Source organism: Pseudomonas sp. 13B_2.1_Bac1 (genome assembly GCF_025466155.1).
GTDB classification, from domain to species: Bacteria; Pseudomonadota; Gammaproteobacteria; order Pseudomonadales; family Pseudomonadaceae; genus Aquipseudomonas; species Aquipseudomonas aylmerensis.
Genome location: NZ_JANLOH010000005.1, coordinates 1 through 23,986 on the forward strand (window position 1 = coordinate 1; position 23,986 = coordinate 23,986).

The following is a 23,986-nucleotide window of genomic DNA, read 5'->3' on the forward strand; positions in this document are numbered from 1 at the left end:
GAGGTGCCGAGTGTTGGGGCAAGAGCCCTTTTGGTTACTTTTGGCTGGGCCGGCATTCCGGGCTTTTCCAAAAGTGACCCGCCGTAAGGGCGGAACCATAGGCGGCCGTTACCCAAATAACGGATATGCCCCCACAACCGATTTGACTCCCCTCCCACCCCCATGCTCTCCTACACACCTTGTTTCGGGTGCCCTTCACAGGGTGAAACGGGAAACCGGTGAGTCATCACATGACGAGTCCGGTGCTGCCCCCGCAACGGTAAGCGAGCGAAGTGTCAGATCCACTGTGCCATGGGCATGGGAAGGCGACGCTTTCAGGACTCCCAAGGAGCCCCCTCGCAAGCCCGGAGACCGGCCCGAAAAAATCAGATAACAAACCCGCGGTGGGCGGGCGCTGTTCAGAACCCTGCGTGCCTGGCTCGCGGGGTTTTCATGCGCTCGTTTCACCCTGACACCCAGAAGGGACGCGCCATGTCGATCATCAGCAGCACCTCGCACACCGCCAGCAGCTCCGCCACCCTGAGCCAACGCCTGACCGCCGCCATCGGCGCATCGATTCTCGGCGCGTGCCTGGTGTATTTCGCCGGTTTCTCGCACATCGAAGCAGTGCACAACGCTGCCCACGATACCCGCCACAGCGCTGCGTTCCCGTGCCACTGAGACCTGCCGACATGATCAAGCGTATTGCGCAAACCGCAGGTTTCACCGGCCTCCTGGCCGCCCTGCTGCTGACCCTGCTGCAAAGTTTCTGGGTAGCTCCGTTGATTTTGCAGGCGGAAACGTTCGAAAACGCCCCGGCCACTACTGAAGTGGCACATCAACATGCCGACGGCGCCGCCGCCCACAGCCACGACGCCGAGGCCTGGGAGCCGGAAGACGGCTGGCAACGGGTGCTCTCCACCACCGGCGGCAACCTGGTTGTTGCCGTGGGTTTTGCCCTGATGCTCGCCGGCCTCTACACCTTGCGCGCGCCTACTCGCACCGCTCAAGGCCTGCTGTGGGGCCTGGCCGGTTATGCGACCTTCGTACTGGCACCGACCCTGGGCCTGCCGCCTGAGCTGCCAGGCACCGCCGCTGCCGATCTCGCACAACGACAGATCTGGTGGATCGGCACCGCGGCCTCGACGGCGGCCGGCATTGCGCTGATCGTGTTCGGTCGCAACTGGCTGCTGAAAATCCTCGGCGTGGCGATCCTGGCGGTGCCACACGTAATCGGCGCACCGCAGCCGGAAGTGCATTCGATGCTGGCCCCGGAAGCCCTGGAAGCGCAGTTCAAGATCGCTTCGCAGCTGACCAACGTGGCGTTCTGGCTGGCCCTGGGTCTGATCAGCGCCTGGCTGTTCCGCCGCAACCGCGACGATCAATACTCGGCATGACCCTGGTGGTCGGCCTGGGCTGCCAGCGCGGCTGTGAGGTTCACACCCTGCTGGACCTGCTGGACAGCGCCCTCGCCGAAGGGGGGATCGAGCGCCAGCGCATCACTGCGCTGGCAAGCATCGACCGCAGGCAGGATGAACCGGGCCTGGTCGCCCTGTCCCGCCTGCTCGAGCTGCCGCTGCAGTGCTTCAGCGCCGACCAACTGGCGGTGTATGAAAACCGGCTGAGCCACAAATCAGCCGTCGCGTTCGCCCACACGGGCTGTCATGGCGTCGCCGAAAGCGCCGCCCTGGCCCTCGCCGAACACCTCGCCAGCGGCCCTGCCCGCCTGCTGATCACCCGCCGAAAAAACGCCCAGGCGACCTTTGCATTGGCCTGCGCAGGCTAAAACCCCGATAATTGCCTGCCCTGAACATGAACAATGTTCATACACGCCCGCTTTTAAACAGGAAATACCATGACCGTCTACTTTATCGGCGCAGGCCCTGGCGATCCGGAATTGATCACCGTCAAAGGCCAGCGGCTGATCCGCAGTTGCCCGGTGATTATCTATGCCGGCTCGCTGGTGCCGGCGGCGGTATTGGAAGGCCATCAGGCGCAGCAGGTGGTCAACAGCGCCGAACTGCACCTGGAACAGATCATCGACCTGATCAAGGCCGCCCATGCCAATGGCCTGGATGTGGCGCGGGTACACTCCGGTGACCCAAGCCTGTATGGCGCGATCGGCGAGCAGATCCGCTATTTGCGCGAACTGGGCATTCCGTTTCAGATCATCCCCGGCGTGACCGCGGTGGCGGCGTGTGCAGCGCTGCTGGAGACCGAATTGACCCTGCCGGACATTGCGCAGAGCGTCATCCTGACCCGCTACGCCGACAAAACCAGCATGCCCGCCGGCGAAGCGTTTGACAGCCTGGCGCAACACGGCACGACCATGGCGATTCACCTGGGGGTCAATCATCTGGAGAAGATCGTCGCGCAACTGCTGCCGCACTATGGCGCCGATTGCCCGATTGCCGTGGTGCACCGGGCGACCTGGCCGGATCAGGATTGGGCGCTGGGAACGTTGAGTGACATTGCAGAAAAGGTCGCCGCCAAGGGCTTCAGGCGTACCGCGTTGATTGTGGTGGGCCGGGTGCTGGCCAGTGATAGTTTCAGCGAGTCGTCGCTGTACCGGGCTGGGCATGCACACCTTTATCGGCCTTAATGCTAAACCTCATAAATCACATATAAGACACTGATTTAACTGAATAAATATAGATAAGAAATGTGGGAGCGGGCTTGCTCGCGAATGCGCTGTGTCAGTCAACTAATTGAGTGACTGGGGCACCGCATTCGCGAGCAAGCCCGCTCCCACTCTTGATCTGATTTGTCAGATATATAGCCTAAACCATTGAATTCAAAGCATAAAAAAACGGCGCTCACGGGGCGCCGTTTTTTTGTTCGCAGTGAACGCCTTACTCAGTAGTAGGCGTTTTCTTTCTGCGTGTGGTCAGTCACGTCGCGTACACCCTTGAGCTCTGGAATACGTTCCAGCAGGGTGCGCTCGATGCCTTCGCGCAGGGTCACGTCCGCCTGGCCGCAGCCCTGGCAGCCGCCGCCGAATTTCAATACGGCGATACCGTCTTCCACTACATCGATCAAGCTGACCTGACCGCCGTGGCTGGCCAGCCCCGGGTTGATCTCGGTCTGCAGGTAGTAGTTGATGCGCTCGTTGACCGGGCTGTCAGCATTGACGTTCGGCACCTTGGCGTTCGGCGCCTTGATAGTCAGCTGGCCGCCCATACGGTCGGTCGCGTAGTCGACCACGGCGTCGTCGAGGAAGGCTTCGCTGAAGGCGTCGATGTACGCGGTGAAGCTTTTCAGCCCCAGCGCGGTGTCTTCAGGTTTCTCTTCCCCAGGCTTGCAGTAGGCAATGCAAGTCTCGGCGTATTGGGTGCCGGGCTGGGTAATAAAGACGCGGATACCGATACCCGGGGTGTTCTGCTTGGACAGCAGGTCGGCCAGGTAATCGTGGGCGGCGTCGGTAATGGTTATGGCAGTCATGGAAACTCCTCACAGGCTTGAGGGCAGTTTACGCCAAATCATTACAGAGGTACAAAGTCCTAGTATTTTTGTCGGGATAAATTTGACCGTTGGTCGCCATCGAACCAGCCCTTGAGCAGGCGATAACTGCCCTTTTCCAGCCAGCGGTAGCTGCCCAGGGCACCCAGGCCGATGATCACCACGCACACCGCCAGCACGGCATACGGGTTCAGGCCGTAGCGCTGGGCGGCGTAACCACCGGCGGACAACACCAGCACGTGCAGCAGATACACCGAATAGGAATAGTCCCCCAGCACTTTAAGCAATCGATTGTCCGCAAAGAAGCGCTCCAGCGCCATGCACGCCACCACCAGCACCGCGCTGGGCAGGCCCCAGGTCAGCGCCCGTGGCGAAGCCGGCCAATGGTAGATAGCCAGCAGCGCGGCGGCGACGCCCAGCAACGGCAGCCACACGCCGGGACGAATCCAGCCCTTGCGGTAGAGCATGCCAATGCCGATGCCCATCAGGAACTCGACCACGATATCCGAGCGGTAGAACTCGCTGATCCAGCCGAATGACGTCCAGGCCTCGCACACCGCGAACAACAGCGCCGCGACCACCAGCAATCGCCACTGCCGACGGAACAGCAGCGCCCAGGCGAACAGCAGGTAGAAGAGCATTTCGTAGTTCAGCGTCCAGCCCACGTTAAGCGTCGGGTACACCCCATAGCCGCCGGGGTTCTCGGAAGGGATAAAGAACAACGACATCAGCACATGGGCCGCATCGACGCTCTGATCCGGCAGCATTGGCCGGGCAACTACCACCAGCAAGGCCATCAGCAAGGTGTAGAACCAATAGGCCGGCACGATGCGCAACAGGCGGTAGAGCAGGAATCGCCAGGGCGGCAGGTCCTTGTCCTGGGTGGACAGGAAGATCACCAGGCCGCTGATCACGAAAAACACGTCCACGCCCGCCGCGCCCTTTTCCACAAACAGCCGGCCCAGGGCGGTGTCCGCCTTGAAGCCGAAGAAAATCTGCATGAAGTGGTGCCCCACCACTGTCCAGGCCGCCAGAGCGCGCAGCGCCTGTACCGAGATCAACATTGTCCGCCACCCTTCCCAACACCGATGCCTGAAGTTGGGACCATGGCGGGCGGACAAAGGTCGATCAAAGATTCTCGTAGCGGTTCATATCCAGCACACCCTCTTCCACCGGCGTGGTTTCGTGGATGTAGCGCGACAGGTCATGGAAGTACTGCCAGAACAACGGATGGCTGCGGCGCACGCCCCAGCGGTCGACAATCTTCTCAAAGCGGTTGGCGTCCTTGGCCCGCTCCATTTCGGCGACGAACTCGGGGACTTCCTGCGCAGGAATGTTAAACATGAAGTTCGGGTAGCTGCTGAGCACGCCGGGGTAGATGGTCACAGTGTCCAGGCCCGGCTGATAGCGGTAGGCCTCACCCAGCAGGAACGCCACGTTACTGTGCGCGCGGTTGCGCAACATGCTGTAGACCACGCGCTTGCCGCGGGTGGTCTCGATCCGCAGCATCGTCGCCTCAGGCAACTGGTCGATGACCTTGAGCCCGGCTGCCGGGCGCGCCGTCAGGCGGCTCAGGGCCTGCTCGGCATCCTGCAGCGCCGGGTCGATCCCGTCACGCGAGCAAAAGGCGCCGTCACAACGGTTGATCGGGTCCGGGCTGGCATTCAGGTCGCCATATCGCGCGAGCAACTGGTTGGCAAAGTCACGCTTGGGGTCCCTGGCATCCAGGTGCAGGCCGGTGGGCGTGTCGTCGTCGATGGCCTCGTAGTCCAGCCACAACTTGAGCTTGCCGCTGTTCTGGTACCAGTCGTCGAGGAAATCCTCGCGACTGTCGGCCGGCATCAGGCGCAGGAAGTTCTGCTCGGCGCCGTTGCGGATCAAGTCGAAGTACAGGCGGGTCTGGGCCTGGTGCGACACATTGCCGAACACATCGAAGTTCACCGCCAATTGGTAATAGGTGCGTTCCAGCAGCGGGTAGTCGAACAGCCACATCGTCTGCGGCACCTCACCGATCAGGCCCTTGGTCACCGAGGCGCTGTCGAAGTGGCGGAAGATACTCAGCAAGGCATTGTCATTGCCGGCCCACAGGCTCGACCAACTCGGCGGCGGCAGATCGGCGTAACTGTCACGGCGCAAGGCCTCGTATTCATTGCGTTTGTCGCGGTAGGCCAGCCACAGGCTCAGCACGCTGCCGACGTCATCGTTCTGCCCCGGCATCGCCAGCAGCGGCGTGGCCTGGCCGCGATAACGCGCATCGGTGATGTACAGGTCGTGCTCAGGGTCCTGGAACAGGGCCCAGAAGTTGTCGCGGATCACGTCCGTGGCGATCTGCCCACGGCACACCGGCCCGCGAATGAAGGTGCGCACGAAGTATTCGGCGTTATCGAGCATGAACTGGTAGCGCGCCTTGGCCGGGATCGCCTCGAAGGTTTCGAACGGGTTGGCACGCCGGCCCGGCCCGTAACCCGGCAAGGCGTCGACCTGCCAGTTGCCGGCGTAGAACAACTCCTTGATCCGCGCCATCTTCGCCGCGCTGAACGGGTAAGTGATGTGGGTTTTATGCACGATCACGCCCTGCACTGGCCACAACCGGTAGTAGACCTGAGTGCCGGGGTCGTCATTCGGGCGGCGCGTGGCGATCAGGTCGATGGGCTGGCCGCTTGGCGTGCGCGAACGCACCCATTGGAAGAAATGCCCCGGCTCGCCGTTCTCGAAATAGATGTGCGCGAGGAACAGATGTTCGAACAACCAGCGCGCCACCAGGCTTTCACGGGCGCCCGGTTGGTTGAAGAGGTTTTCCCACTGCTGCACCTGCAGCGCTTCCCTGGCGCTGGGCGCCAGGCCCTGCTCGTCAATCGGCGCGCCGGAGGCCAGCCAGCGTTGCAGGGTCTGGTATTGCTGGTCGGTCAGGCCGGTGACGGCCAGCGGCATGCCTTCCTTGGGATGGGCGCCGGCATACGCGTTGAACTCGCCAGGCATTGCGCACATGTTCTCGCGGTTCAGGCCCAGCACGATGTCTTCGGGCAACTTGGCATTCGGCTGCAGCGGCGCGTTATGCCCCAGCTCCAGCATGCGCGCCATCAGTGCGGCCTGGCTGCCCTGGGCATCGAGTACCGAATAGAAGCCCTTCTGCTGCCAGGCCTGCTTGCCGAAGGCGTCGTAGAACAATCGGGTCGTCGGCGTGGCCTGGCTGCGTTCGCCGTCGTACACCGGCACTTTGGTAGCCCCGCGCGCCGCGCCCTCGGCGCTGCCCAGGTTCAACTGGCAGGCGGAGTCGTAGCAGGCATGGCAGGCCACGCATTTCTCGGTGAAGATCGGTTGGATGTCGCGGGTATAAGAGATCGCCGGAGCGGGACCTTCTGCCGTGGCAGTACTGGCTATCAAGGCCAGGACGGCGCTGACGATAAGACGAAGTGACATGTATCCGGTCCCGATTCAATGCGTGCGCTGAAAAATTGCAGACCAGTCTACCGATGTCGACGCGCCATCAACGTGAGCGATATTCATGCAAAAACCTTGCATGCTCTAAAAGCGCACAGGTTTGCTATGATCCACGCCCTCCGTAATGCCTGAACTAGAGTAGTCCCATGCCCGATCGTAGCGCTCGCCTGCACGCCCTTCACCAAGCCCTCAAGGAACGCATCCTGATCCTCGACGGCGGCATGGGCACGATGATCCAGAGCTATAAGCTCGAAGAGCAGGACTACCGTGGCAAGCGCTTCGCCGATTGGCCAAGCGACGTCAAGGGCAACAACGACCTGCTGGTGATCACCCGTCCGGACGTGATCGGCGGCATCGAAAAAGCCTACCTGGATGCCGGTGCCGACATCCTCGAAACCAACACCTTCAACGCCACGCGCATTTCCATGGCCGACTACGGCATGGAAGAACTGGCCTACGAATTGAACGTGGAAGGCGCACGCCTGGCGCGCAAGATCGCCGACGCCAAGACCCTGGAAAACCCGGCCAAGCCGCGTTTCGTCGCCGGCGTGCTCGGCCCTACCAGCCGCACCTGCTCGCTGTCGCCGGACGTGAACAACCCCGGCTATCGCAACGTGACCTTCGATGAACTGGTGGAGAACTACACCGAGGCCACCAAGGGCCTGATCGAAGGTGGCGCCGACCTGATCCTGATCGAGACCATCTTCGACACCCTCAACGCCAAGGCCGCGATCTTCGCCGTGCAAGGCGTGTTCGAGGAGTTGAATGTCGAGCTGCCGATCATGATCTCCGGCACCATCACCGACGCCTCCGGCCGTACTCTGTCGGGCCAGACCACCGAAGCGTTCTGGAACTCCGTGGCCCATGCCAAGCCGCTGTCCGTCGGCCTCAACTGCGCCTTGGGTGCCAGCGAGCTGCGCCCGTACCTGGAGGAGCTGTCGAACAAGGCCAACACCCATGTGTCCGCGCACCCCAACGCCGGCCTGCCCAACGAATTCGGCGAGTACGACGAACTGCCGTCGCAAACCGCCAAAGTCATCGAGGAATTCGCCCAGAGCGGCTTCCTGAATATCGTCGGCGGCTGCTGCGGCACCACGCCGGGCCATATCGAAGCCATCGCCAAGGCCGTGGCCGGGTATGCGCCGCGCGTGATCCCGGACATTCCCAAGGCCTGCCGCCTGTCGGGCCTGGAGCCGTTCACGATTGATCGCAGCTCGCTGTTCGTCAACGTCGGCGAGCGGACCAACATCACCGGTTCCGCGCGCTTTGCCCGCCTGATCCGTGAAGACAACTACACCGAGGCCCTGGAAGTCGCCCTGCAGCAGGTCGAAGCCGGCGCCCAGGTGATCGACATCAACATGGACGAAGGCATGCTGGATTCGAAGAAGGCCATGGTGACCTTCCTCAATCTGATTGCCGGCGAACCGGACATTTCCCGCGTACCGATCATGATCGACTCCTCGAAGTGGGAAGTCATCGAGGCTGGCCTCAAGTGCATCCAGGGCAAGGGCATCGTCAACTCGATCAGCATGAAGGAAGGCGTCGAGCAGTTCATTCACCACGCCAAGCTGTGCAAGCGCTACGGCGCGGCAGTGGTGGTGATGGCGTTCGACGAAGCCGGCCAGGCCGACACCGAGGCGCGCAAGAAAGAAATCTGCAAACGCTCCTACGACATCCTGGTGAATGAAGTCGGCTTCCCGCCGGAAGACATCATCTTCGACCCGAACATCTTCGCGGTCGCCACCGGTATCGAGGAGCACAACAACTACGCCGTCGACTTCATCAACGCCTGTGCCTATATCCGCGACGAGCTGCCGTACGCGCTGACCTCCGGCGGCGTGTCCAACGTGTCGTTCTCGTTCCGCGGCAACAACCCGGTGCGCGAGGCAATCCACTCGGTGTTCCTGCTGTATGCGATCCGCAACGGCCTGACCATGGGGATCGTCAACGCCGGCCAGTTGGAGATCTACGACCAGATCCCGACCGAGCTGCGCGACGCCGTGGAAGACGTGGTGCTCAACCGCACCCCGGAAGGCACCGATGCCCTCCTCGCCATTGCCGACAAGTACAAGGGTGACGGCAGCGTCAAGGAAGCCGAGACCGAGGAATGGCGTGGCTGGGACGTCAACAAGCGCCTGGAACACGCACTGGTCAAGGGCATCACCACCCACATCGTCGAAGACACCGAGGAATCTCGCCAGTCGTTCGCGCGCCCCATCGAGGTGATCGAAGGCCCGTTGATGTCCGGCATGAACATCGTCGGCGACCTGTTCGGCGCCGGCAAAATGTTCCTGCCCCAGGTGGTCAAGTCCGCGCGCGTGATGAAGCAGGCCGTGGCCCACCTGATCCCGTTCATCGAGCTGGAAAAAGGCGACAAGCCGGAAGCCAAGGGCAAGATCCTGATGGCGACGGTGAAGGGCGACGTGCACGACATCGGCAAGAACATCGTCGGCGTGGTCCTCGGTTGCAACGGCTATGACATTGTCGACCTGGGCGTGATGGTGCCGGCGGAGAAGATCCTGCAGGTGGCCAAGGAGCAGAAGTGCGACATCATCGGGCTCTCGGGCCTGATCACGCCGTCCCTGGACGAGATGGTCCACGTGGCCCGCGAGATGCAGCGCCAGGACTTCTACCTGCCGCTGATGATCGGCGGCGCGACCACTTCCAAGGCGCACACGGCGGTGAAGATCGAACCCAAGTACAGCAACGATGCGGTGATCTACGTGACCGACGCCTCGCGCGCGGTGGGCGTGGCCACGCAGCTGCTGTCCAAGGAGCTGAAGGCCGGCTTCGTCGAGAAGACCCGCCTGGAATACATCGACGTGCGTGAGCGCACCTCCAACCGCAGCGCGCGCACCGAACGCCTGAGCTACCCGGCAGCCATCGCCAAGAAGCCGCAGTTCGACTGGGCAACCTACACGCCGGTGAAGCCGACCTTTACCGGCTCCAGGGTGCTGGACAATATCGACCTCAAGGTGCTGGCCGAGTACATCGACTGGACCCCTTTCTTTATCTCCTGGGACCTGGCCGGCAAATTCCCGCGCATCCTCGACGATGAAGTGGTCGGCGAAGCCGCCACCGCGCTGTATGCCGATGCCCAGGAAATGCTCAAGAAGCTGATCGACGAAAAGCTCATCAGCGCACGTGCGGTGTTCGGCTTCTGGCCGACCAACCAGGTGCAGGACGATGACCTGGAAGTCTACGGTGATGACGGCCAGCCGATCGCCCGGCTGCACCACCTGCGCCAGCAGATCATCAAGACCGACGGCAAGCCGAACTTCTCCCTGGCCGACTTCGTCGCACCCAAGGACAGCGGCGTCACCGACTACATCGGTGGCTTCATCACCACCGCCGGCATCGGCGCCGAAGAAGTGGCCAAGGCCTACCAGGACGCGGGAGACGACTATAACTCGATCATGGTCAAGGCCCTCGCCGACCGCCTCGCCGAAGCCTGCGCCGAGTGGCTGCACCAGCAGGTGCGTAAAGAGCACTGGGGGTATGCCAAGGACGAGCAACTGGATAACGAGGCGCTGATCAAGGAGCAGTACAGCGGCATCCGCCCTGCCCCCGGCTACCCGGCCTGCCCGGATCACACCGAGAAAGCCCAGCTGTTCCAACTGCTCGACCCCGAGGCCCGCGAAATGCACGCCGGGCGCAGCGGTGTGTTCCTCACCGAGCACTACGCGATGTTCCCGGCGGCGGCGGTCAGCGGTTGGTACTTCGCCCACCCGCAGGCGCAGTATTTTGCCGTGGGCAAGATCGACAAGGACCAGGTCAGCAGCTACACCGCACGCAAAGGCCAGGACCTGGCCGTGACCGAGCGCTGGTTGGCCCCTAACCTGGGCTACGACAACTGACGCCTGGGGGATTGTCTATGCTGTCCCTCACACACCTTGTGTCGAGGGATGTATGGACGATCCAGCCAACAACAAGCCGCCAACCTTCTGGCAGATGCTCCACAGCGTGATGGCGGCCGCCTTTGGCGTGCAGAGCGGCAAGAACCGCGCCCGCGACTTCACCCACGGCAAGCCCAGCCACTTTGTGATCCTGGGCATTCTGTTCACGGCGGTGTTTGCGCTGACGCTGTTTGGCATCGTGCAACTGGTGCTGCACGTGGCGGGCGTGTAAACCCAACCTGTCTGCAGGAGCTGGCAAGCCAGCTCTTACAGGGGTCTGTATCTATTACTACTGGTGGCTGACCCAGAACACGGCAGTGCCAACCACCAGGATTATCAAGAACAGAATGGCCCAGGCGTCCACGGTACTGTCGGGTTTACGGGCTTTTGTCGAATTGCTCATCGCATCGCCTCTTGTCGGTTTTATAGGTGATCACGTTCAGACACGATCACAGTAAAGTCGACTATTGCCCGCATGACAAATGTGGGTATCGCGATAACCGTTCTCATTAGTCATTTTGGTTATTTGCATATACTCAAACATCACTTTTGCGCATAAACGCAAACTGGTATCGTGCGCCGGCTCCGTTGGGAGTGCGCGGCCGTGCGCGCAGATTTGCCGAGAACAGGACCTATATGTACGTATACGACGAATACGATCAGCGCATCATCGAGGACCGCGTCAAGCAGTTCCGTGATCAGACCCGACGCTACCTAGCAGGTGAACTGAGCGAAGAAGAGTTCCGCCCTCTGCGCCTGCAAAATGGCCTTTATGTTCAGCGCTTTGCGCCGATGTTGCGAGTTGCCGTGCCCTACGGCCAGTTGACCTCGCGCCAGATGCGCATGATGGCCAAGATTGCCCGCGACTTCGACAAAGGCTATGCCCACATCAGTACCCGCCAGAACGTGCAGTTCAACTGGCCGGCGCTGGAAGATGTGCCGGACATCCTGGCCGAACTGGCGACCGTGCAGATGCACGCCATTCAGACCAGCGGTAACTGCCTGCGCAACGTGACCACCGACCAGTTTGCCGGCGTTGCCGCCGACGAGCTGATCGACCCACGCCCCTGGTGTGAAATCGTCCGCCAATGGACGACGTTCCACCCAGAATTCGCCTACCTGCCGCGCAAGTTCAAGATCGCCATCAATGGCTCGACTTCGGACCGCGCGGCCATCGAAGTCCACGACATCGGCCTGGAGCCGGTGTACAACACCGCCGGCGAGCTGGGCTTCCGCGTGCTGGTGGGCGGTGGCCTCGGCCGGACCCCGGTGGTCGGTGCGTTCATCAACGAATTCCTGCCGTGGCAGGACCTGTTGAGCTACCTCGACGCGATCCTGCGGGTCTACAACCGCTATGGCCGTCGTGACAACAAGTACAAGGCCCGGATCAAGATCCTGGTCAAGGCGCTGACCCCTGAGGTATTCGCCCAGAAAGTCGACGCCGAGATGGAACACCTGCGCGGCGGCCAGACCACCCTGACCGAAGCCGAAGTACACCGTGTGGCCAAGCACTTCGTCGACCCCGAGTACAAGGCCCTGAGCAATCAGGACGCCGAGCTCGCCGCGCTCGACCAGCAGCACCCAGGCTTTGCCCGCTGGCGCACCCGCAACACCCTGGCGCACAAACGTCCTGGCTATGTAGCCGTGACCCTGTCGCTGAAACCGACCGGCGTTGCCCCGGGCGATATCACCGACAAACAGCTGGACGCCGTCGCCGACCTGGCCGATCGCTACAGCTTCGGTCAGCTGCGTACTTCCCACGAGCAGAACATCATTCTCGCGGACGTTGAACAGAGCCAACTGTTCACCCTGTGGGGCGAGCTGCGCGAAGGCGGTTTCGCCACGCCGAACATCGGCCTGCTGACCGACATCATCTGCTGCCCGGGCGGCGACTTCTGCTCCCTGGCCAACGCCAAGTCGATCCCGATCGCCGAATCGATCCAGCGCCGCTTCGACGACCTGGACTACCTGTTCGACATCGGCGAGCTGGACTTGAACATCTCCGGTTGCATGAACGCCTGTGGTCACCACCACGTCGGCCACATCGGCATCCTGGGCGTGGACAAGAAAGGCGAAGAATTCTACCAAGTGTCCCTGGGTGGCAGCGCCAGCCGCGATGCGAGCCTGGGCAAGATCCTCGGCCCGTCCTTCGCCCAGGAAGCCATGCCCGAGGTGATCGGCAAGCTGATCGACGTGTACATCGAACAGCGCACCGAAGATGAGCGTTTCATCGACACCTACCAGCGCATCGGCATTGACCTGTTCAAGGAGCGCGTCTATGCAGCGAATCATTAAGAACAACGAAGTCGTCGACGAAACCTGGCACCTGCTGCCCAAGGACGCGAGCTTCGATGGCATTTCCAACTGCGACGACCTGATCGTGCCGCTGGCCCTGTGGCGCGAACACGGTCACGCCCTCAAGGCCCGCGACGGCGGCCTGGGTGTGTGGCTGGACGCCGATGAAGAAGCCGAGGAAATCGGCGAAGACGTGGCGCACTTCCAGGTTATCGCCCTGAACTTCCCGGCCTTCACCGATGGTCGCAACTACTCCAATGCCCGCCTGTTGCGTGACCGCTACGGTTACAAGGGCGAGCTGCGGGCGATTGGCGACGTGCTGCGCGACCAGCTGTTCTACCTGCACCGCTGCGGCTTCGATGCCTTCGCCTTGCGCGCCGACAAAGACCCGTACGAAGCACTGGAAAGCCTCAAGGATTTCTCGGTGACGTACCAGGCTGCAACGGATGAACCGCTGCCGCTGTTCCGTCGCCGCTGAGTCTGCACAAATGAAAAAGCCCTGGCATGCCAGGGCTTTTTTTATGCGTTGAGTTTGATCGACGCCAGCACCTGTTTCTGCCCCATCGAACACGGCACACCTTCCGGTTGCGCGCGTACCGCGTCGATCACCCCGAGTAGCTGCGCCTTGCTGTGCGCCAGTTGCGTCTGCATCACTTCAATCTGCTCGACCTTGCGCTCGAGCGCCTTGATCAACTCGTCGCGCTTGTGCTCGCCGGGGGCCGGCATCAGCGCCTTGAGTTCCTGCAAGGTGAAGCCGGCCTGCTGGGCGCTCTGAATCAAGCGCAGCGTCTGCAAGGCCTCCGGTGCATAGCGGCGATAGCCATTGGCCTGGCGCCCCACCTGGCTGATCAGCCCTTCGGCTTCATAGAAACGGATACGCGACGCCGCCAGCCCGCTCTGTTTGGCCAACTCACCAATATTCATCGACACTGCCTGCTTGACATTAAAGTTAACTTTAAGCTTAGCCTGAGGCCTCCCCTGCTCAGGAGTCAACCCATGTCACCCTTTGAACCCTTGCAACTGCCCAACGGCCAAGTCATCGCCAACCGTATCGCCAAGGCCGCGATGGAAGAGAATATGGCGGATGCCCAACAGGCCCCGTCCCGCGAATTGAAGCAGTTGTACAAGACCTGGGCAGACGGCGAACCGGGCCTGCTGCTGACCGGCAACGTGATGATCGACCGCCACGCCATGACTGGCCCCGGCGGCGTGGCCCTCGAAGACGAACAGCACCTGGACAGCTTTCGCGAATGGGCCGATGTGGCCCGCGCCAAGGGCGTGCATTTCTGGGTGCAGCTCAGCCATCCGGGCCGCCAGACCATGGCCAACCTGGGCCAGCAGGCAATAGCGCCTTCCGCCGTCGCCCTTGACCTGGGCGGCTTTTCCAAGATGTTCGCCAAGCCCAGGGCCATGACGGAGGAGGATATCCAGGACGTGATCAAGCGCTTCGCCACCAGCGCCCGCCTGGCTGAAAAAGCCGGCTTTACCGGGGTACAGATTCACGGCGCGCATGGCTACTTGATCAGCCAGTTTCTGTCGCCGCTGAGCAATCGGCGCACCGACCGTTGGGGTGGTTCGCTGGAGAACCGTGCGCGCCTGCTGCTGGAGGTGATCCACGCAGTGCGCGCCAACGTCAGCGCGTCATTTTGCGTAGCAGTCAAACTCAATTCGGCGGACTTCCAGCGCGGCGGCTTCGACGAGGCCGACGCGCGCGCCGTGATCGAGATGCTCAACCCGCTGCCCATCGACCTGCTCGAGCTGTCCGGCGGCAGCTATGAAGCACCGGCCATGCAGGGCGAGGCACGCGACGGCCGCACCCTGGCGCGTGAAGCCTACTTCCTGGCCTTCGCCAGCGAAGTGGCCGCCATCGCCACGATGCCGGTAATGGTCACCGGTGGTATCCGCCGCCTGCCCATCGTGCAACAAGTGCTCGACAGCGGCATCGCCATGGCCGGCATCGCCACCGCGCTGACCCTGGAGCCGCAACTGATCAAGCACTGGCGCGAAGGCCGCGACCTCAACCCGCAACTGCAACCTATCGACTGGAAGCGCAAACCCCTGGCCGCCCTCGCCATCCTCGCCGTGGTGCGCTACCAGATGCGCCGCCTGAGCCGTGGGCACCGGCCCAATCCCAAGGTGATCGCATGGACGGCGCTGGTCCGCGACCAGTGGTTTATCGCGCGGCGTACCCGGCAATACCGTGCGGCCATGACGCAATCTTCACATTAAGCGCGGAGCATTCGCCGTGATCGAACTGTCCCCTATTGATCAGCAATTTTTAACCTCACTGACGATTGGAGTTCTTCATGGCGAAAATCAACCTGGCCCAGCAATTGGCGACCACCCTTGAACAGGCGGGCATCAAGCGCATCTGGGGCCTGACCGGCGACAGCCTCAATGGCCTCACCGACGCCCTGCGCACCATGGACAGCATCGAGTGGATGCACGTGCGCCACGAAGAAGTGGCCGCCTTCGCCGCCGGTGCCGAGGCCGCCGCCACCGGTGAACTGACCGTGTGCGCCGGCAGCTGTGGGCCGGGCAACCTGCACTTGATCAATGGCCTGTTCGACTGCCATCGCAACCATGTGCCGGTACTGGCGATTGCGGCGCAGATCCCTTCGTCCGAGATCGGCCTGAACTACTTCCAGGAAACCCATCCCCAGGAGTTGTTCAAGGAGTGCAGCCACTTCATCGAGCTGGTCACCAACCCCGAGCAGATGCCGCACGTGCTGCACCGCGCCATGCGCTCGGCGATCCTCAATCGCGGCGTGGCGGTGGTGGTGATTCCGGGGGATGTGTCGCTGCTGGAGGTCGAAGACAAACTCAAGCCCTGGCCGGCCCTGCACGCACCGCGCACCCTGCCGGCGGAACAGGACCTGCAGCGCTTGACCGAAATCCTCGAGAGCAGCGAGAAAGTCACCCTGCTGTGCGGCAGTGGCTGCGCCGGTGCCCACGATCAGGTGGTCGCCCTGGCTGACGCCCTGGGTGCCCCAGTGGTGCACGCCCTGCGCGGCAAGGAGCACGTGGAATGGGACAACCCGTTCGACGTGGGCATGACCGGCCTGATCGGCTTCAGCTCCGGTTACCACGCCATGCTCGACTGCGACACGCTGATCATGCTCGGCACCGACTTCCCGTATCGCCAGTTCTACCCGACTGACGCGAAGATCATCCAGGTCGACCGCAACCCGCAGGCGCTGGGCCGTCGTGCCACGCTGGACCTGGGCATCGCCGCCGACGTCAGCGAGACCCTCGACGCGTTGCTGCCACGCCTGACCCGCAAGACCGATCGCAGCTTCCTCGAGACTTCCCTGAAGCACTACGAGAAAGCCCGCCAGGGGCTGGATGACCTCGCGCAACCGTCGAAGGCCAATCGACCGATTCACCCGCAGTACGTCGCGCGCCTGCTCAGTGAACTGGCCGATGACGATGCCATCTTCACCGCCGACGTCGGCTCGCCGACCGTGTGGGCCGCACGCTACTTGAAGATGAACGGCCGGCGCCGGCTGATCGGCTCGTTCAACCATGGTTCCATGGCCAATGCCATGCCCCAGGCCATCGGTGCCCAGGCGGCATTCCCCGGGCGGCAAGTGATTTCGATGTCGGGTGACGGCGGCTTTGCCATGTTGATGGGGGATTTCATCTCGTTGGCACAGCTGCAGTTGCCGGTCAAAGTCATCGTGTTCGATAACTCATCCCTGGGTTTTGTCGCCATGGAAATGAAGGCCGCCGGCTACCTGGATGCCGGCACCGAGTTGAAAAACCCGGACTTCGCGGCGATGTCCAACGCCATGGGCATCCTCGGCATTCGCGTGGAGCAATCCGAAGACCTGGAACCGGCCCTGCGTCGCGCCCTGGCCCATGATGGCCCGGTGCTGGTGGATGTGGTCACCGCGACCCAGGAACTGGTGATGCCGCCAACCATCAAGCTCGAGCAGGCCAAGGGCTTCAGCCTGTATATGCTCAAGGCGGTGATGAGCGGGCGCGGCGATGAAGTGATCGAACTGGCGCGCACCAACTGGCTGCGATAAAGCCGGCTGGGCGGGGAGCGGGCGTGCCCACTCCCCCGTTTGGCTCGGCTTATCGGCTCAGGCTGTCTGTTTTTCTACCCACTGGCCGTAGGCATCAATAAAGGCCTGCAGGAACGGTTTGGTCTTGTCCGAGACCTTGCCGGACTCATCGAACACGCTGCCCGCGCCCCCCAGGTAGGCCTCCGGTTGCTGCATGCACGGCACATTGAGGAACACCAGCGACTGACGCAGGTGGTGGTTGGCGCCAAACCCACCAATCGCACCCGGCGACACGCTGATGATGGCGCCCGGCTTGCCGCTCCAGGCACTTTGGCCGTATGGGCGCGAACCCACGTCAATTGCATTCTTCAACGGGGCGGGCACGGAGCGGTTGTACTCCGGTGTCACAAACAGCACCGCGTCGGATGAGCGTACTTGCTGACGGAAAGTACTGTACGCTGCCGGCGGCGCAGCACCGTCGATGTCTTCGTTGTAGAGCGGCAAATCGCCAATTTCCACAATGTTCAACTTCAGGTTGGCAGGGGCCAGTTCGGCCAATGCCAGGGCGACCTTGCGGTTGATCGAGTCTTTTCTCAAGCTGCCAACCAGGACGGCAATCGTGTAGACCTTGCTCATTGGGGGTTCCCGACGTCTGACTAAAGGAGCTTGTAGTTATAGAGTCTTCGCGGCGTGTTCACCAGAAGGTTTTGATAATCCTCCAGGCGTTTGTCTCGCAGTCCAATGCGTAGGAAGTGTCTGAAAAGGTCAGCGAATAGTATTTTTTTTCCATAGGTAAACTACCCCGCTCTATGACGGTCTACACCACCGCAAATCGAGTGTTTATCTCCAGAGGTTCTAAACAGATGGCAGCAGTACTAGTCGGACAGTTTCATGCCAGAGACGCAGAAGGACGTGTGTACTCGGTGCATGAGTTCCAGGAATCCAACCCGGCGCAAGGCGACCTGGCTGGCTCGGCACCCACCACCACCTACAAGCTGGCCATTGGCGACCGTGTAGAAAAACTGGAAGGCGATGAGTTCAAGCTGATCCAGTCGGGGACCATCATCGTGCGCGAATCGCAGACCACCCTCGCTTCATAAGCCTGATCCCCCGAACGTACCCGCTCAGTCCCGGCCATTGACGGCATTGACTGGGCCGGGCGATCACGGCCGACGGATCTCGGTGATTTCCAGCCCCGGCTCCCCGTCGACCTGCTTGAGCGTCACCATCAACCTCCCCCGCTCGCCCTCCACCGCATACATCAGGCGCGTGTAGCCCGGCGAGTTGTACGCGGGATACGCCACCACCTGCCTGACCAGCGTCATGTCCAGCACCGTACCCACCTGCGCGCCCACCTGTTCCTCGGCACGGATAAACGCCTCCAGGGCAAGGTTTTGCGCGGTGATTTCGTCATGATTGCTGAAGAGATAAGCGGCCACGCCCCCTACGGTCACCAGGACCAGCAGTGGCTTGGCCGTTACCCCGAGGAATATCGAGGGCAAACGCATATGAGACCAGACCTGTTTTTGTTGTGTGTGCCGGTCACCGGCTTTGGTCGTTGTCGATCAGACGAGCCATTCTAATCAGGTCGATGGGTAATGCCAGATGATTTACTGGTCGCCGTAGGTAATATCCTTGTTCTCACCCACGCCGCCCAGTGTGCGGTCCTTGCCGAACGAAAACAGATCGAACGGCGTTCGCGTCTGGGTGGGCGGGAAGTGGTACTGATAGGCAACGCCCCAGGGATCGCTCAGCAGGTCTTCGTCGACATAGGGCCCCTTCCATTTCGTCTCGCCCGCCGGCTGCGCGGCCAGGGCCTCAAGGCCCTCGCTGTCAGTCGGGTAGCGGCCGGTGTCCTGGTGGAACCGCTCGACGGCTTCACCGAGCGTGGCCACCTGGGTCTTGGCCGTGGAAATTTCCGTCAGCGCCACATCGCCGAACAATCGCGGGCCCACGGCAAGTGCGAGCAAGCCAATGATGACGAGTGCCACCAACACCGCCCACCGGGTAAAGCCGTGTTGGCGCTGAAGGGTATAGACCCTGGTACTTCCCGGCATGGTAAGGCTCTCCGTCATCGCGCGATTGAACACTCTTTATACAGCCTGCTGGTTGCAGTTGCGTGCATGATTAACGGTAGTCGACGCCAATCAACGCCCCAGCTCTTTTTTGCCCACCCATTGAATCCCCGTCCTCCTGACCCTAGACTCCGGCCATGCGTTTACGTCATATCGAAGTGATTCAGGCCATCTTGCAGACCGGACACCTCGGCACGGCCGCCGAATGGTTGCAACTGCCTGTGGGCGATGTAGAGGCGACGCTCAAGGATGCCGAGCAGCAAGTGGGTTTCATGTTGTTCGCCAGCGTGCGCGGGCGCTTGCAAGCGACCCGCGAGACCCTGGAGCTGCAGGTCGAAATGGCCCACCTGCAGGAAGCGCTGGAACCGGTGCAACGCCTGGCCAGCCGTTTGAAACACCATCACGCTCCGACCTTGCGCGCCCTCTGCACTCCGCCGCTGGCCAACCAATTGTTGCCACACAGCATTGCAGTGCTGCGCCGACGCTTCCAGGACACACCGTGCAACCTCTCCAGCCAGCCGACGCGGGACATCGTCAGGAGCCTGCTGCTGCATGAAGCCGACGTCGGCTTGAGCCTGCATGACCCGCAGCACCCGCAAATCCACTGCAGCGTGCTGGCCCAAGGCAAGCTGCAACTGCTGGCGCCCCATGGCTGGCTCAAGCCCAAGCAAAAGTACATTGCGCTGCAGGACCTGGCCGGCCAATCGATGATCGGGCTGGAAGGACAAGACCCGCTCAGCCGTCTGCTGGACGCCAAGCTGCAAGCCTTGCGCCCGCTGCCGGTGGTGCAGACACGGGTGCAGACTTACCAGATGATGCGCAGCATGGTGGAAGCCGGCGAAGGCCTGGCGATTGTCGACCCCTTCACCGCGTTCGGTGCGCGCGAGGCCGGGCTGGATGCCTGCCCGGTGTCGCCGCCGATCATGGTCAACCTGTATGCGCTGACCCTCAAGGAGGGCGTGGCCTCACCGGCCCTGAATGCGTTGCTGGAGATCGTCACGCAAAAGGCTGAGGGCCTGCTCGCCAGCGACACCAAACCCCTCGCCCCTACACCTTGAACAACCGATACCAGAAAATCGCCACTTCGCGGGTCTGCGGATCAATGCCGCGATAGCGCAGGTGGTCGATCCCGCCCATCACATAGCCGCAACGCTCATACAAACGGCAGGCCCCCAGGTTGTTGTTCTGGGTTTCGAGCATCATGCCCGGCAGGTTTTTCTTGCGGCTCCAGAACTGCGCCACATCCAGCAACGCCTTGGCCACTCCATGGCGTCGCGCGGGCAACGCCACCGCCAACTCGTCCACGTGGGCAAAGCCGTTCCAGTTGGTACTGATCACGATATGCCCGACCGCCCGATCATCCAGGTACGCCATGAAGATCGCACTGTCCGGCGCATCGCGAAAACTGGCGAATTCCTCCGGGTCGATGCCATAGCACTTGCGGTACGGTACGATGCGCTCCACGGGCCATTGATCGACCCGCTTGCCCATCTGCGGCTCACCGTAGGCAACGACCTCGAAGCTGAAGTCATTGCCCCACACGTAGGCATCAAAGCCTTCGTCGGCGACCCGTACACTGAGCCCCGGATACTTCGGGTTCATTACAGCTTGCATAAACATTCTTAACCCTTGATGCAATCGACGGTGTAACAACGACCACTGCCGTCGTCTTCGTGTTGCAATCCATGAACATCGGCGACAAAACCGGGAAAACTGCTATCGAACGTCCGGGCAAAGGCCAGGTAGTCAATGATCGATCGCGTCGACTCGGTAAAGCGCTCGCCCGGCATGATCAGCGGGATGCCGGGCGGATAAGGCACCAGCATCACCGCGGCTATGCGCCCTGGCAACGCATCGATAGACACCGCTTCCACCTCGCCCCTGACCAGTTGGTCGTAGGCGTGCGCCGGTTTCATCGCGATTTCCGGTAAAACCGTGTACATCCGTTTGAGGTGCTTGGCGGTCGCGTTGCTACGGTAGCAGCTATGCAACTGATCGCACAGGTCGCGCAGGCCGAGGCCCTGATAGCGCAACGTGCCCTGTGCGAACACCGATGGCAAACAACTGGCCAGGCTGGCATTGGCGTCGTAGTTGCGCTTGAACTCCAGCAACTCGGTGAGCAAGGTACTCCATTTACCCTTGGTGATGCCCATCGAAAACAGCACCAGGAAGGAATACAACCCGGTCTTTTCCACCACCAGCCCACGTTCCCAGAGGAATTTACTGACCACCGCCGCAGGAATGCCGCAGTCGCTGAGGGCGCCACCGGTGTTGAGTCCCGGCATCACCAGGGTGACTTTGATCGGGTCCAGCAGCACGTAGTCCTCAGCCACATCGCCGAAGCCGTGCCAATCATCCTGCGGCTGCAACAGCCAATCCGCCGTCGCCACGCGGTCGATACCGGCCACCGAGGGCGGTTGCCAGATGGAAAACCACCAGTCCTCAGCGGCAATGTGCTGGCGCAGATTGGCCAGCGCGCGACGAAAGCTCAGGGCCTCGTCGAACATTTCCTGCAGCAGCGAACGCCCGGCGGGGCCTTCCATCATCGCCGAGGCCACGTCCAGCGAGGCGATGATGCTGTACTGCGGCGAGGTGGAAATATGCATCATGAACGCTTCGTTGAACCGATCACGGTCCAGCTGGCGGGCGCCACCGTCCTGCACATGGATCATCGAGGCCTGGCTGAACGCCGCCAACAGCTTGTGCGTTGAGTGGGTGGTGAACACCAGCGGGCTGTCCGGGGTCCGCGAGGTGCCCATGCCATAGCGGCCGGCGAAGAACTCGTGGAAGGCGGCGTAGGCGTACCAGGCCTCGTCAAAGTGCAGCACCTCGACACTGTTGCCCAATTGCTGCTTGATCAGCTCGGCGTTGTAGCACAGCCCGTCATAGGTGGAGTTGGTCACCACCGCCAGCTTGACCTTCGCCGGTCGACCACGGGCCAACGGGCTGGCCTCGATCTTGGCACGGATCGATTCCGGGCTGAATTCACTCAGGGGGATCGGGCCGATAATCCCCAGTTCGTTGCGTTCCGGGCACAGGTACAGCGGGATGGCACCGGTCATGATGATCGAATGCAACACCGACTTGTGGCAATTGCGGTCCACCAACACCAGGTCGTCACGCCCGACCATGGAGTGCCAGACGATCTTGTTGGCGGTCGACGTGCCGTTGATCACGAAGAACGTGTGATCGGCGCCAAAGTTGCGCGCGGCGCGGGCTTCGGCTTCGGCCAGCGGCCCGGTGTGATCGAGCAGCGAGCCCAGTTCGGGCACCGAGACCGACAAGTCCGAGCGCAGGGTGTTCTCGCCAAAGAACTGATGAAACGCCTGCCCCACCGGGCTCTTGCGATAAGCCACGCCGCCGCCATGACCGGGGGTATGCCAGGAATAATTGGAGTCGGCGGTGTGCTGCACCAGCGCCTTGAAAAACGGCGGCAACAGGCCGTCCAGGTAAGTGCGTGCCGCACGCGCCACTTGGCGGGCGAGAAACGGCACGGTGTCTTCGAACAGGTAAAGAATGCCACGCAGTTGGTTGAGTTCGCTCATGGCATCGGCCGGTGCGTTCTCCAGGGTGACTTGCTCGCCCAGGGCAAAGATCGGCAGGTTCGGCGCACGCACCCGCGCGAGGCGGATCAGCTCGACCATGTTCTGCAGCAGGTGGGTGTTTTCGCCGGCGCCTTCAGCGGCAATCAGCATGCACGCCAGGCCGTGATGGGTAGAGGCCACTAGCCGGCCTTCGGCGTAGTCCACCGCGGAAAAGATACTGAAGCCCTCTTGCTCCAACTCCCCGGCGATGCCTCGAACCCGATCACCGGCAACGGTGTCGGCCTTGATGTCACGGTGCACGATCAGCACTGGGAACTTCAGGTCTTTGTACATGGGTGCGGGCAGTCCTGAGGGCTATGCACTCAGGGTAGAAGCTTGCGGGCAATGGCGCGAATGAAGATTTTGAAAGCGATGCACATCACCTGCAGCCGCCGGCTTGCCGCCGATAGCGTCGAGCCAGCCGCGTTATCCATGGCTGATACATCGCTATCGCCGGCAAGCGGGCTCCCACAGGGGAACCGGTTATTGCTGGGTCAGTTGGGTCCACAACGCCGGCGCGCCCGCCGACTTGGCAATCGCTTCCAGGCGCGCGGCATGCTCGGCCAGGTCTTGCTCGCTGGCGCGGATGATCGTGGTGGGCTTGCGGTCCGCCGGCAGGCGACGGATCTCCGAAGGCCGGTTGCCCGAGCCTTCCGCCGAACCGCTGCCATCGGACGCGTTCCCTGCCAGGGACAGGCTGGTTTGCCCGCCCGTCATGGTCAGGTAAACGTCGGCGAGAATCTCGGAGTCGAGCAAGGCGCCGTGGAGTTCACGGCCGGAGTTGTCGACGCCGTAACGCTTGCACAACGCATCGAGGCTGTTGCGCTGGCCGGGGTGACGCTCGCGGGCCATCATCAAGGTGTCGAGGATCGAGCAGTGCTGGGAAATGTCCGCGCGATCCATCTGCCCCATCAGGGCAAATTCGTTATTGATGAAGCCGACGTCGAACGCCGCGTTATGGATGATCAGCTGGGCGCCGTTGATGAAGTCGAAGAACTCGTCCGCCACTTCGGCGAATCGCGGCTTGCCCTTGAGGAACTCGTCGGTGATGCCGTGGACGCCGATCGCGCCTTCGTCACTGTCGCGATCCGGTTGCAGGTAGACGTGGAAGTGGCGACCGGTAAGGCGGCGACCCATCAGTTCGACACAGCCGATTTCAATGATCCGGTGGCCGTCGGTCACCGGCATGCCGGTGGTTTCGGTATCGAGTACAACAGATCGGATGGCCATCAGGGTTCAGCTCTCAA

22 protein-coding genes and 1 riboswitch are annotated in these 23,986 nt (G+C 62.0%); of the genes, 12 read left to right on the forward strand and 10 right to left on the reverse strand.

Features of this window, described 5'->3' with window-relative positions:
• The first annotated feature begins 169 nt into the window (after nucleotides 1–169).
• A riboswitch (cobalamin riboswitch) is annotated at nucleotides 170–375 on the forward strand.
• A gap of 96 nt (nucleotides 376–471) precedes the next feature.
• The 4 genes from NTD80_RS00570 to cobM all read left to right on the forward strand — a co-directional run bounded on the left by NTD80_RS00570 (nucleotide 472) and on the right by cobM (nucleotide 2,581).
• Nucleotides 472–660: a CbtB-domain containing protein gene (locus NTD80_RS00570; RefSeq protein WP_027606475.1), complete on the forward strand. Its 189-nt coding sequence runs from the start codon at nucleotides 472–474 to the stop codon at nucleotides 658–660.
• Nucleotides 661–671: 11 nt separating this feature from the next.
• Nucleotides 672–1,376, forward strand: a complete 705-nt coding sequence (locus tag NTD80_RS00575) for a CbtA family protein (protein WP_065906443.1) — start codon at nucleotides 672–674, stop codon at nucleotides 1,374–1,376.
• On the forward strand, nucleotides 1,373–1,765 hold the full coding sequence (locus NTD80_RS00580; protein ID WP_262131685.1) for a cobalamin biosynthesis protein: 393 nt from the start codon (nucleotides 1,373–1,375) through the stop codon (nucleotides 1,763–1,765). Before NTD80_RS00575 ends, NTD80_RS00580 begins: the two co-directional genes overlap by 4 nt.
• A 69-nt stretch (nucleotides 1,766–1,834) precedes the next feature.
• On the forward strand, nucleotides 1,835–2,581 hold the full coding sequence (cobM, locus tag NTD80_RS00585) for a precorrin-4 C(11)-methyltransferase (RefSeq protein ID WP_262131686.1): 747 nt from the start codon (nucleotides 1,835–1,837) through the stop codon (nucleotides 2,579–2,581).
• Between the two features lie 254 nt (nucleotides 2,582–2,835).
• On the opposite strand, the gene nfuA is transcribed toward cobM, so the two are convergent.
• The 3 genes from nfuA to NTD80_RS00600 form a co-directional block, all read right to left on the reverse strand.
• Complete coding sequence (gene nfuA, locus NTD80_RS00590) at nucleotides 2,836–3,420, reverse strand: Fe-S biogenesis protein NfuA (protein WP_003173594.1); 585 nt, start codon at nucleotides 3,418–3,420, stop codon at nucleotides 2,836–2,838.
• 59 nt (nucleotides 3,421–3,479) lie between these two features.
• A complete protein-coding gene (locus tag NTD80_RS00595) occupies nucleotides 3,480–4,502 on the reverse strand; it encodes an acyltransferase family protein (RefSeq protein WP_262131687.1) in 1,023 nt (340 codons plus the stop codon).
• Between the two features lie 64 nt (nucleotides 4,503–4,566).
• Entirely contained in the window at nucleotides 4,567–6,858 is a 2,292-nt protein-coding gene (locus NTD80_RS00600; RefSeq protein WP_262131688.1) for a fatty acid cis/trans isomerase, read from the reverse strand.
• Between the two features lie 167 nt (nucleotides 6,859–7,025).
• Between NTD80_RS00600 and metH the strand changes: the two genes are divergently transcribed.
• The 4 genes from metH to NTD80_RS00620 all read left to right on the forward strand — a co-directional run bounded on the left by metH (nucleotide 7,026) and on the right by NTD80_RS00620 (nucleotide 13,548).
• Entirely contained in the window at nucleotides 7,026–10,736 is a 3,711-nt protein-coding gene (gene metH / locus NTD80_RS00605; protein ID WP_262131689.1) for a methionine synthase, read from the forward strand.
• 52 nt (nucleotides 10,737–10,788) lie between these two features.
• Nucleotides 10,789–11,007, forward strand: coding sequence for a DUF2970 domain-containing protein (locus NTD80_RS00610; protein ID WP_065906428.1), 219 nt, complete (start codon nucleotides 10,789–10,791; stop codon nucleotides 11,005–11,007).
• 404 nt (nucleotides 11,008–11,411) lie between these two features.
• Complete coding sequence (locus NTD80_RS00615) at nucleotides 11,412–13,070, forward strand: nitrite/sulfite reductase (protein WP_262131690.1); 1,659 nt, start codon at nucleotides 11,412–11,414, stop codon at nucleotides 13,068–13,070.
• Complete coding sequence (locus NTD80_RS00620) at nucleotides 13,054–13,548, forward strand: DUF934 domain-containing protein (RefSeq protein WP_065906424.1); 495 nt, start codon at nucleotides 13,054–13,056, stop codon at nucleotides 13,546–13,548. Before NTD80_RS00615 ends, NTD80_RS00620 begins: the two co-directional genes overlap by 17 nt.
• A gap of 41 nt (nucleotides 13,549–13,589) precedes the next feature.
• Here NTD80_RS00620 and NTD80_RS00625 read toward each other — a convergent pair whose 3' ends face one another.
• Nucleotides 13,590–13,994, reverse strand: coding sequence for a MerR family transcriptional regulator (locus NTD80_RS00625; protein ID WP_262131691.1), 405 nt, complete (start codon nucleotides 13,992–13,994; stop codon nucleotides 13,590–13,592).
• 72 nt (nucleotides 13,995–14,066) lie between these two features.
• On the opposite strand from NTD80_RS00625, the gene NTD80_RS00630 reads away from it, so the two are divergent.
• Nucleotides 14,067–15,299, forward strand: a complete 1,233-nt coding sequence (locus NTD80_RS00630) for an NADH:flavin oxidoreductase/NADH oxidase family protein (RefSeq protein WP_106804182.1) — start codon at nucleotides 14,067–14,069, stop codon at nucleotides 15,297–15,299.
• 77 nt (nucleotides 15,300–15,376) lie between these two features.
• On the forward strand, nucleotides 15,377–17,101 hold the full coding sequence (poxB, locus tag NTD80_RS00635; RefSeq protein WP_201144160.1) for a ubiquinone-dependent pyruvate dehydrogenase: 1,725 nt from the start codon (nucleotides 15,377–15,379) through the stop codon (nucleotides 17,099–17,101).
• Between the two features lie 57 nt (nucleotides 17,102–17,158).
• Here the strand turns inward: poxB and NTD80_RS00640 are convergent, their stop codons facing one another.
• Complete coding sequence (locus NTD80_RS00640; RefSeq protein ID WP_106804184.1) at nucleotides 17,159–17,716, reverse strand: NADPH-dependent FMN reductase; 558 nt, start codon at nucleotides 17,714–17,716, stop codon at nucleotides 17,159–17,161.
• A 227-nt stretch (nucleotides 17,717–17,943) separates the two neighbouring features.
• On the opposite strand from NTD80_RS00640, the gene NTD80_RS00645 reads away from it, so the two are divergent.
• Nucleotides 17,944–18,180 (forward strand): hypothetical protein, encoded by a 237-nt coding sequence (locus NTD80_RS00645; RefSeq protein WP_027606489.1) that lies wholly within the window; start codon nucleotides 17,944–17,946, stop codon nucleotides 18,178–18,180.
• Between the two features lie 63 nt (nucleotides 18,181–18,243).
• Here the strand turns inward: NTD80_RS00645 and NTD80_RS00650 are convergent, their stop codons facing one another.
• Both NTD80_RS00650 and gspG read right to left on the reverse strand, forming a co-directional pair.
• Complete coding sequence (locus tag NTD80_RS00650) at nucleotides 18,244–18,588, reverse strand: hypothetical protein (protein ID WP_262131693.1); 345 nt, start codon at nucleotides 18,586–18,588, stop codon at nucleotides 18,244–18,246.
• A 102-nt stretch (nucleotides 18,589–18,690) separates the two neighbouring features.
• Nucleotides 18,691–19,137: a type II secretion system major pseudopilin GspG gene (gene gspG, locus NTD80_RS00655; protein WP_262131694.1), complete on the reverse strand. Its 447-nt coding sequence runs from the start codon at nucleotides 19,135–19,137 to the stop codon at nucleotides 18,691–18,693.
• Nucleotides 19,138–19,292: 155 nt separating this feature from the next.
• On the opposite strand from gspG, the gene NTD80_RS00660 reads away from it, so the two are divergent.
• Complete coding sequence (locus tag NTD80_RS00660; RefSeq protein ID WP_262131696.1) at nucleotides 19,293–20,213, forward strand: LysR substrate-binding domain-containing protein; 921 nt, start codon at nucleotides 19,293–19,295, stop codon at nucleotides 20,211–20,213.
• Here NTD80_RS00660 and NTD80_RS00665 read toward each other — a convergent pair.
• From NTD80_RS00665 to dnaQ, 3 genes are all read right to left on the reverse strand, one after another.
• The gene (locus NTD80_RS00665) at nucleotides 20,203–20,769 is read right to left on the reverse strand and encodes a GNAT family N-acetyltransferase (RefSeq protein ID WP_083221450.1); all 567 of its coding nucleotides are present in this window, start codon (nucleotides 20,767–20,769) and stop codon (nucleotides 20,203–20,205) included. The two genes, NTD80_RS00660 and NTD80_RS00665, sit on opposite strands and share 11 nt — an antisense overlap.
• A gap of 8 nt (nucleotides 20,770–20,777) precedes the next feature.
• Nucleotides 20,778–23,033, reverse strand: coding sequence for an Orn/Lys/Arg decarboxylase N-terminal domain-containing protein (locus NTD80_RS00670; RefSeq protein ID WP_262131698.1), 2,256 nt, complete (start codon nucleotides 23,031–23,033; stop codon nucleotides 20,778–20,780).
• A 189-nt stretch (nucleotides 23,034–23,222) separates the two neighbouring features.
• Nucleotides 23,223–23,963 (reverse strand): DNA polymerase III subunit epsilon, encoded by a 741-nt coding sequence (gene dnaQ, locus NTD80_RS00675; RefSeq protein ID WP_262131783.1) that lies wholly within the window; start codon nucleotides 23,961–23,963, stop codon nucleotides 23,223–23,225.
• Between the last annotated feature and the right edge of the window lie 23 nt (nucleotides 23,964–23,986).

Excerpts from the sequence above, each read along its gene's own strand:
- NTD80_RS00570 (WP_027606475.1), top strand. The coding sequence starts at position 472 with ATGTCGATCATCAGCAGCACCTCGCACACCGCCAGCAGCTCCGCCACC.
- NTD80_RS00575 (WP_065906443.1), top strand. The coding sequence starts at position 672 with ATGATCAAGCGTATTGCGCAAACCGCAGGTTTCACCGGCCTCCTGGCC.
- NTD80_RS00580 (WP_262131685.1), top strand. The coding sequence starts at position 1,373 with ATGACCCTGGTGGTCGGCCTGGGCTGCCAGCGCGGCTGTGAGGTTCAC.
- cobM (WP_262131686.1), top strand. The coding sequence starts at position 1,835 with ATGACCGTCTACTTTATCGGCGCAGGCCCTGGCGATCCGGAATTGATC.
- nfuA (WP_003173594.1), bottom strand. The coding sequence starts at position 3,420 with ATGACTGCCATAACCATTACCGACGCCGCCCACGATTACCTGGCCGAC.
- NTD80_RS00595 (WP_262131687.1), bottom strand. The coding sequence starts at position 4,502 with ATGTTGATCTCGGTACAGGCGCTGCGCGCTCTGGCGGCCTGGACAGTG.
- NTD80_RS00600 (WP_262131688.1), bottom strand. The coding sequence starts at position 6,858 with ATGTCACTTCGTCTTATCGTCAGCGCCGTCCTGGCCTTGATAGCCAGT.
- metH (WP_262131689.1), top strand. The coding sequence starts at position 7,026 with ATGCCCGATCGTAGCGCTCGCCTGCACGCCCTTCACCAAGCCCTCAAG.
- NTD80_RS00610 (WP_065906428.1), top strand. The coding sequence starts at position 10,789 with ATGGACGATCCAGCCAACAACAAGCCGCCAACCTTCTGGCAGATGCTC.
- NTD80_RS00615 (WP_262131690.1), top strand. The coding sequence starts at position 11,412 with ATGTACGTATACGACGAATACGATCAGCGCATCATCGAGGACCGCGTC.
- NTD80_RS00620 (WP_065906424.1), top strand. The coding sequence starts at position 13,054 with ATGCAGCGAATCATTAAGAACAACGAAGTCGTCGACGAAACCTGGCAC.
- NTD80_RS00625 (WP_262131691.1), bottom strand. The coding sequence starts at position 13,994 with ATGAATATTGGTGAGTTGGCCAAACAGAGCGGGCTGGCGGCGTCGCGT.
- NTD80_RS00630 (WP_106804182.1), top strand. The coding sequence starts at position 14,067 with ATGTCACCCTTTGAACCCTTGCAACTGCCCAACGGCCAAGTCATCGCC.
- poxB (WP_201144160.1), top strand. The coding sequence starts at position 15,377 with ATGGCGAAAATCAACCTGGCCCAGCAATTGGCGACCACCCTTGAACAG.
- NTD80_RS00640 (WP_106804184.1), bottom strand. The coding sequence starts at position 17,716 with ATGAGCAAGGTCTACACGATTGCCGTCCTGGTTGGCAGCTTGAGAAAA.
- NTD80_RS00645 (WP_027606489.1), top strand. The coding sequence starts at position 17,944 with ATGGCAGCAGTACTAGTCGGACAGTTTCATGCCAGAGACGCAGAAGGA.
- NTD80_RS00650 (WP_262131693.1), bottom strand. The coding sequence starts at position 18,588 with ATGCGTTTGCCCTCGATATTCCTCGGGGTAACGGCCAAGCCACTGCTG.
- gspG (WP_262131694.1), bottom strand. The coding sequence starts at position 19,137 with ATGCCGGGAAGTACCAGGGTCTATACCCTTCAGCGCCAACACGGCTTT.
- NTD80_RS00660 (WP_262131696.1), top strand. The coding sequence starts at position 19,293 with ATGCGTTTACGTCATATCGAAGTGATTCAGGCCATCTTGCAGACCGGA.
- NTD80_RS00665 (WP_083221450.1), bottom strand. The coding sequence starts at position 20,769 with ATGCAAGCTGTAATGAACCCGAAGTATCCGGGGCTCAGTGTACGGGTC.
- NTD80_RS00670 (WP_262131698.1), bottom strand. The coding sequence starts at position 23,033 with ATGTACAAAGACCTGAAGTTCCCAGTGCTGATCGTGCACCGTGACATC.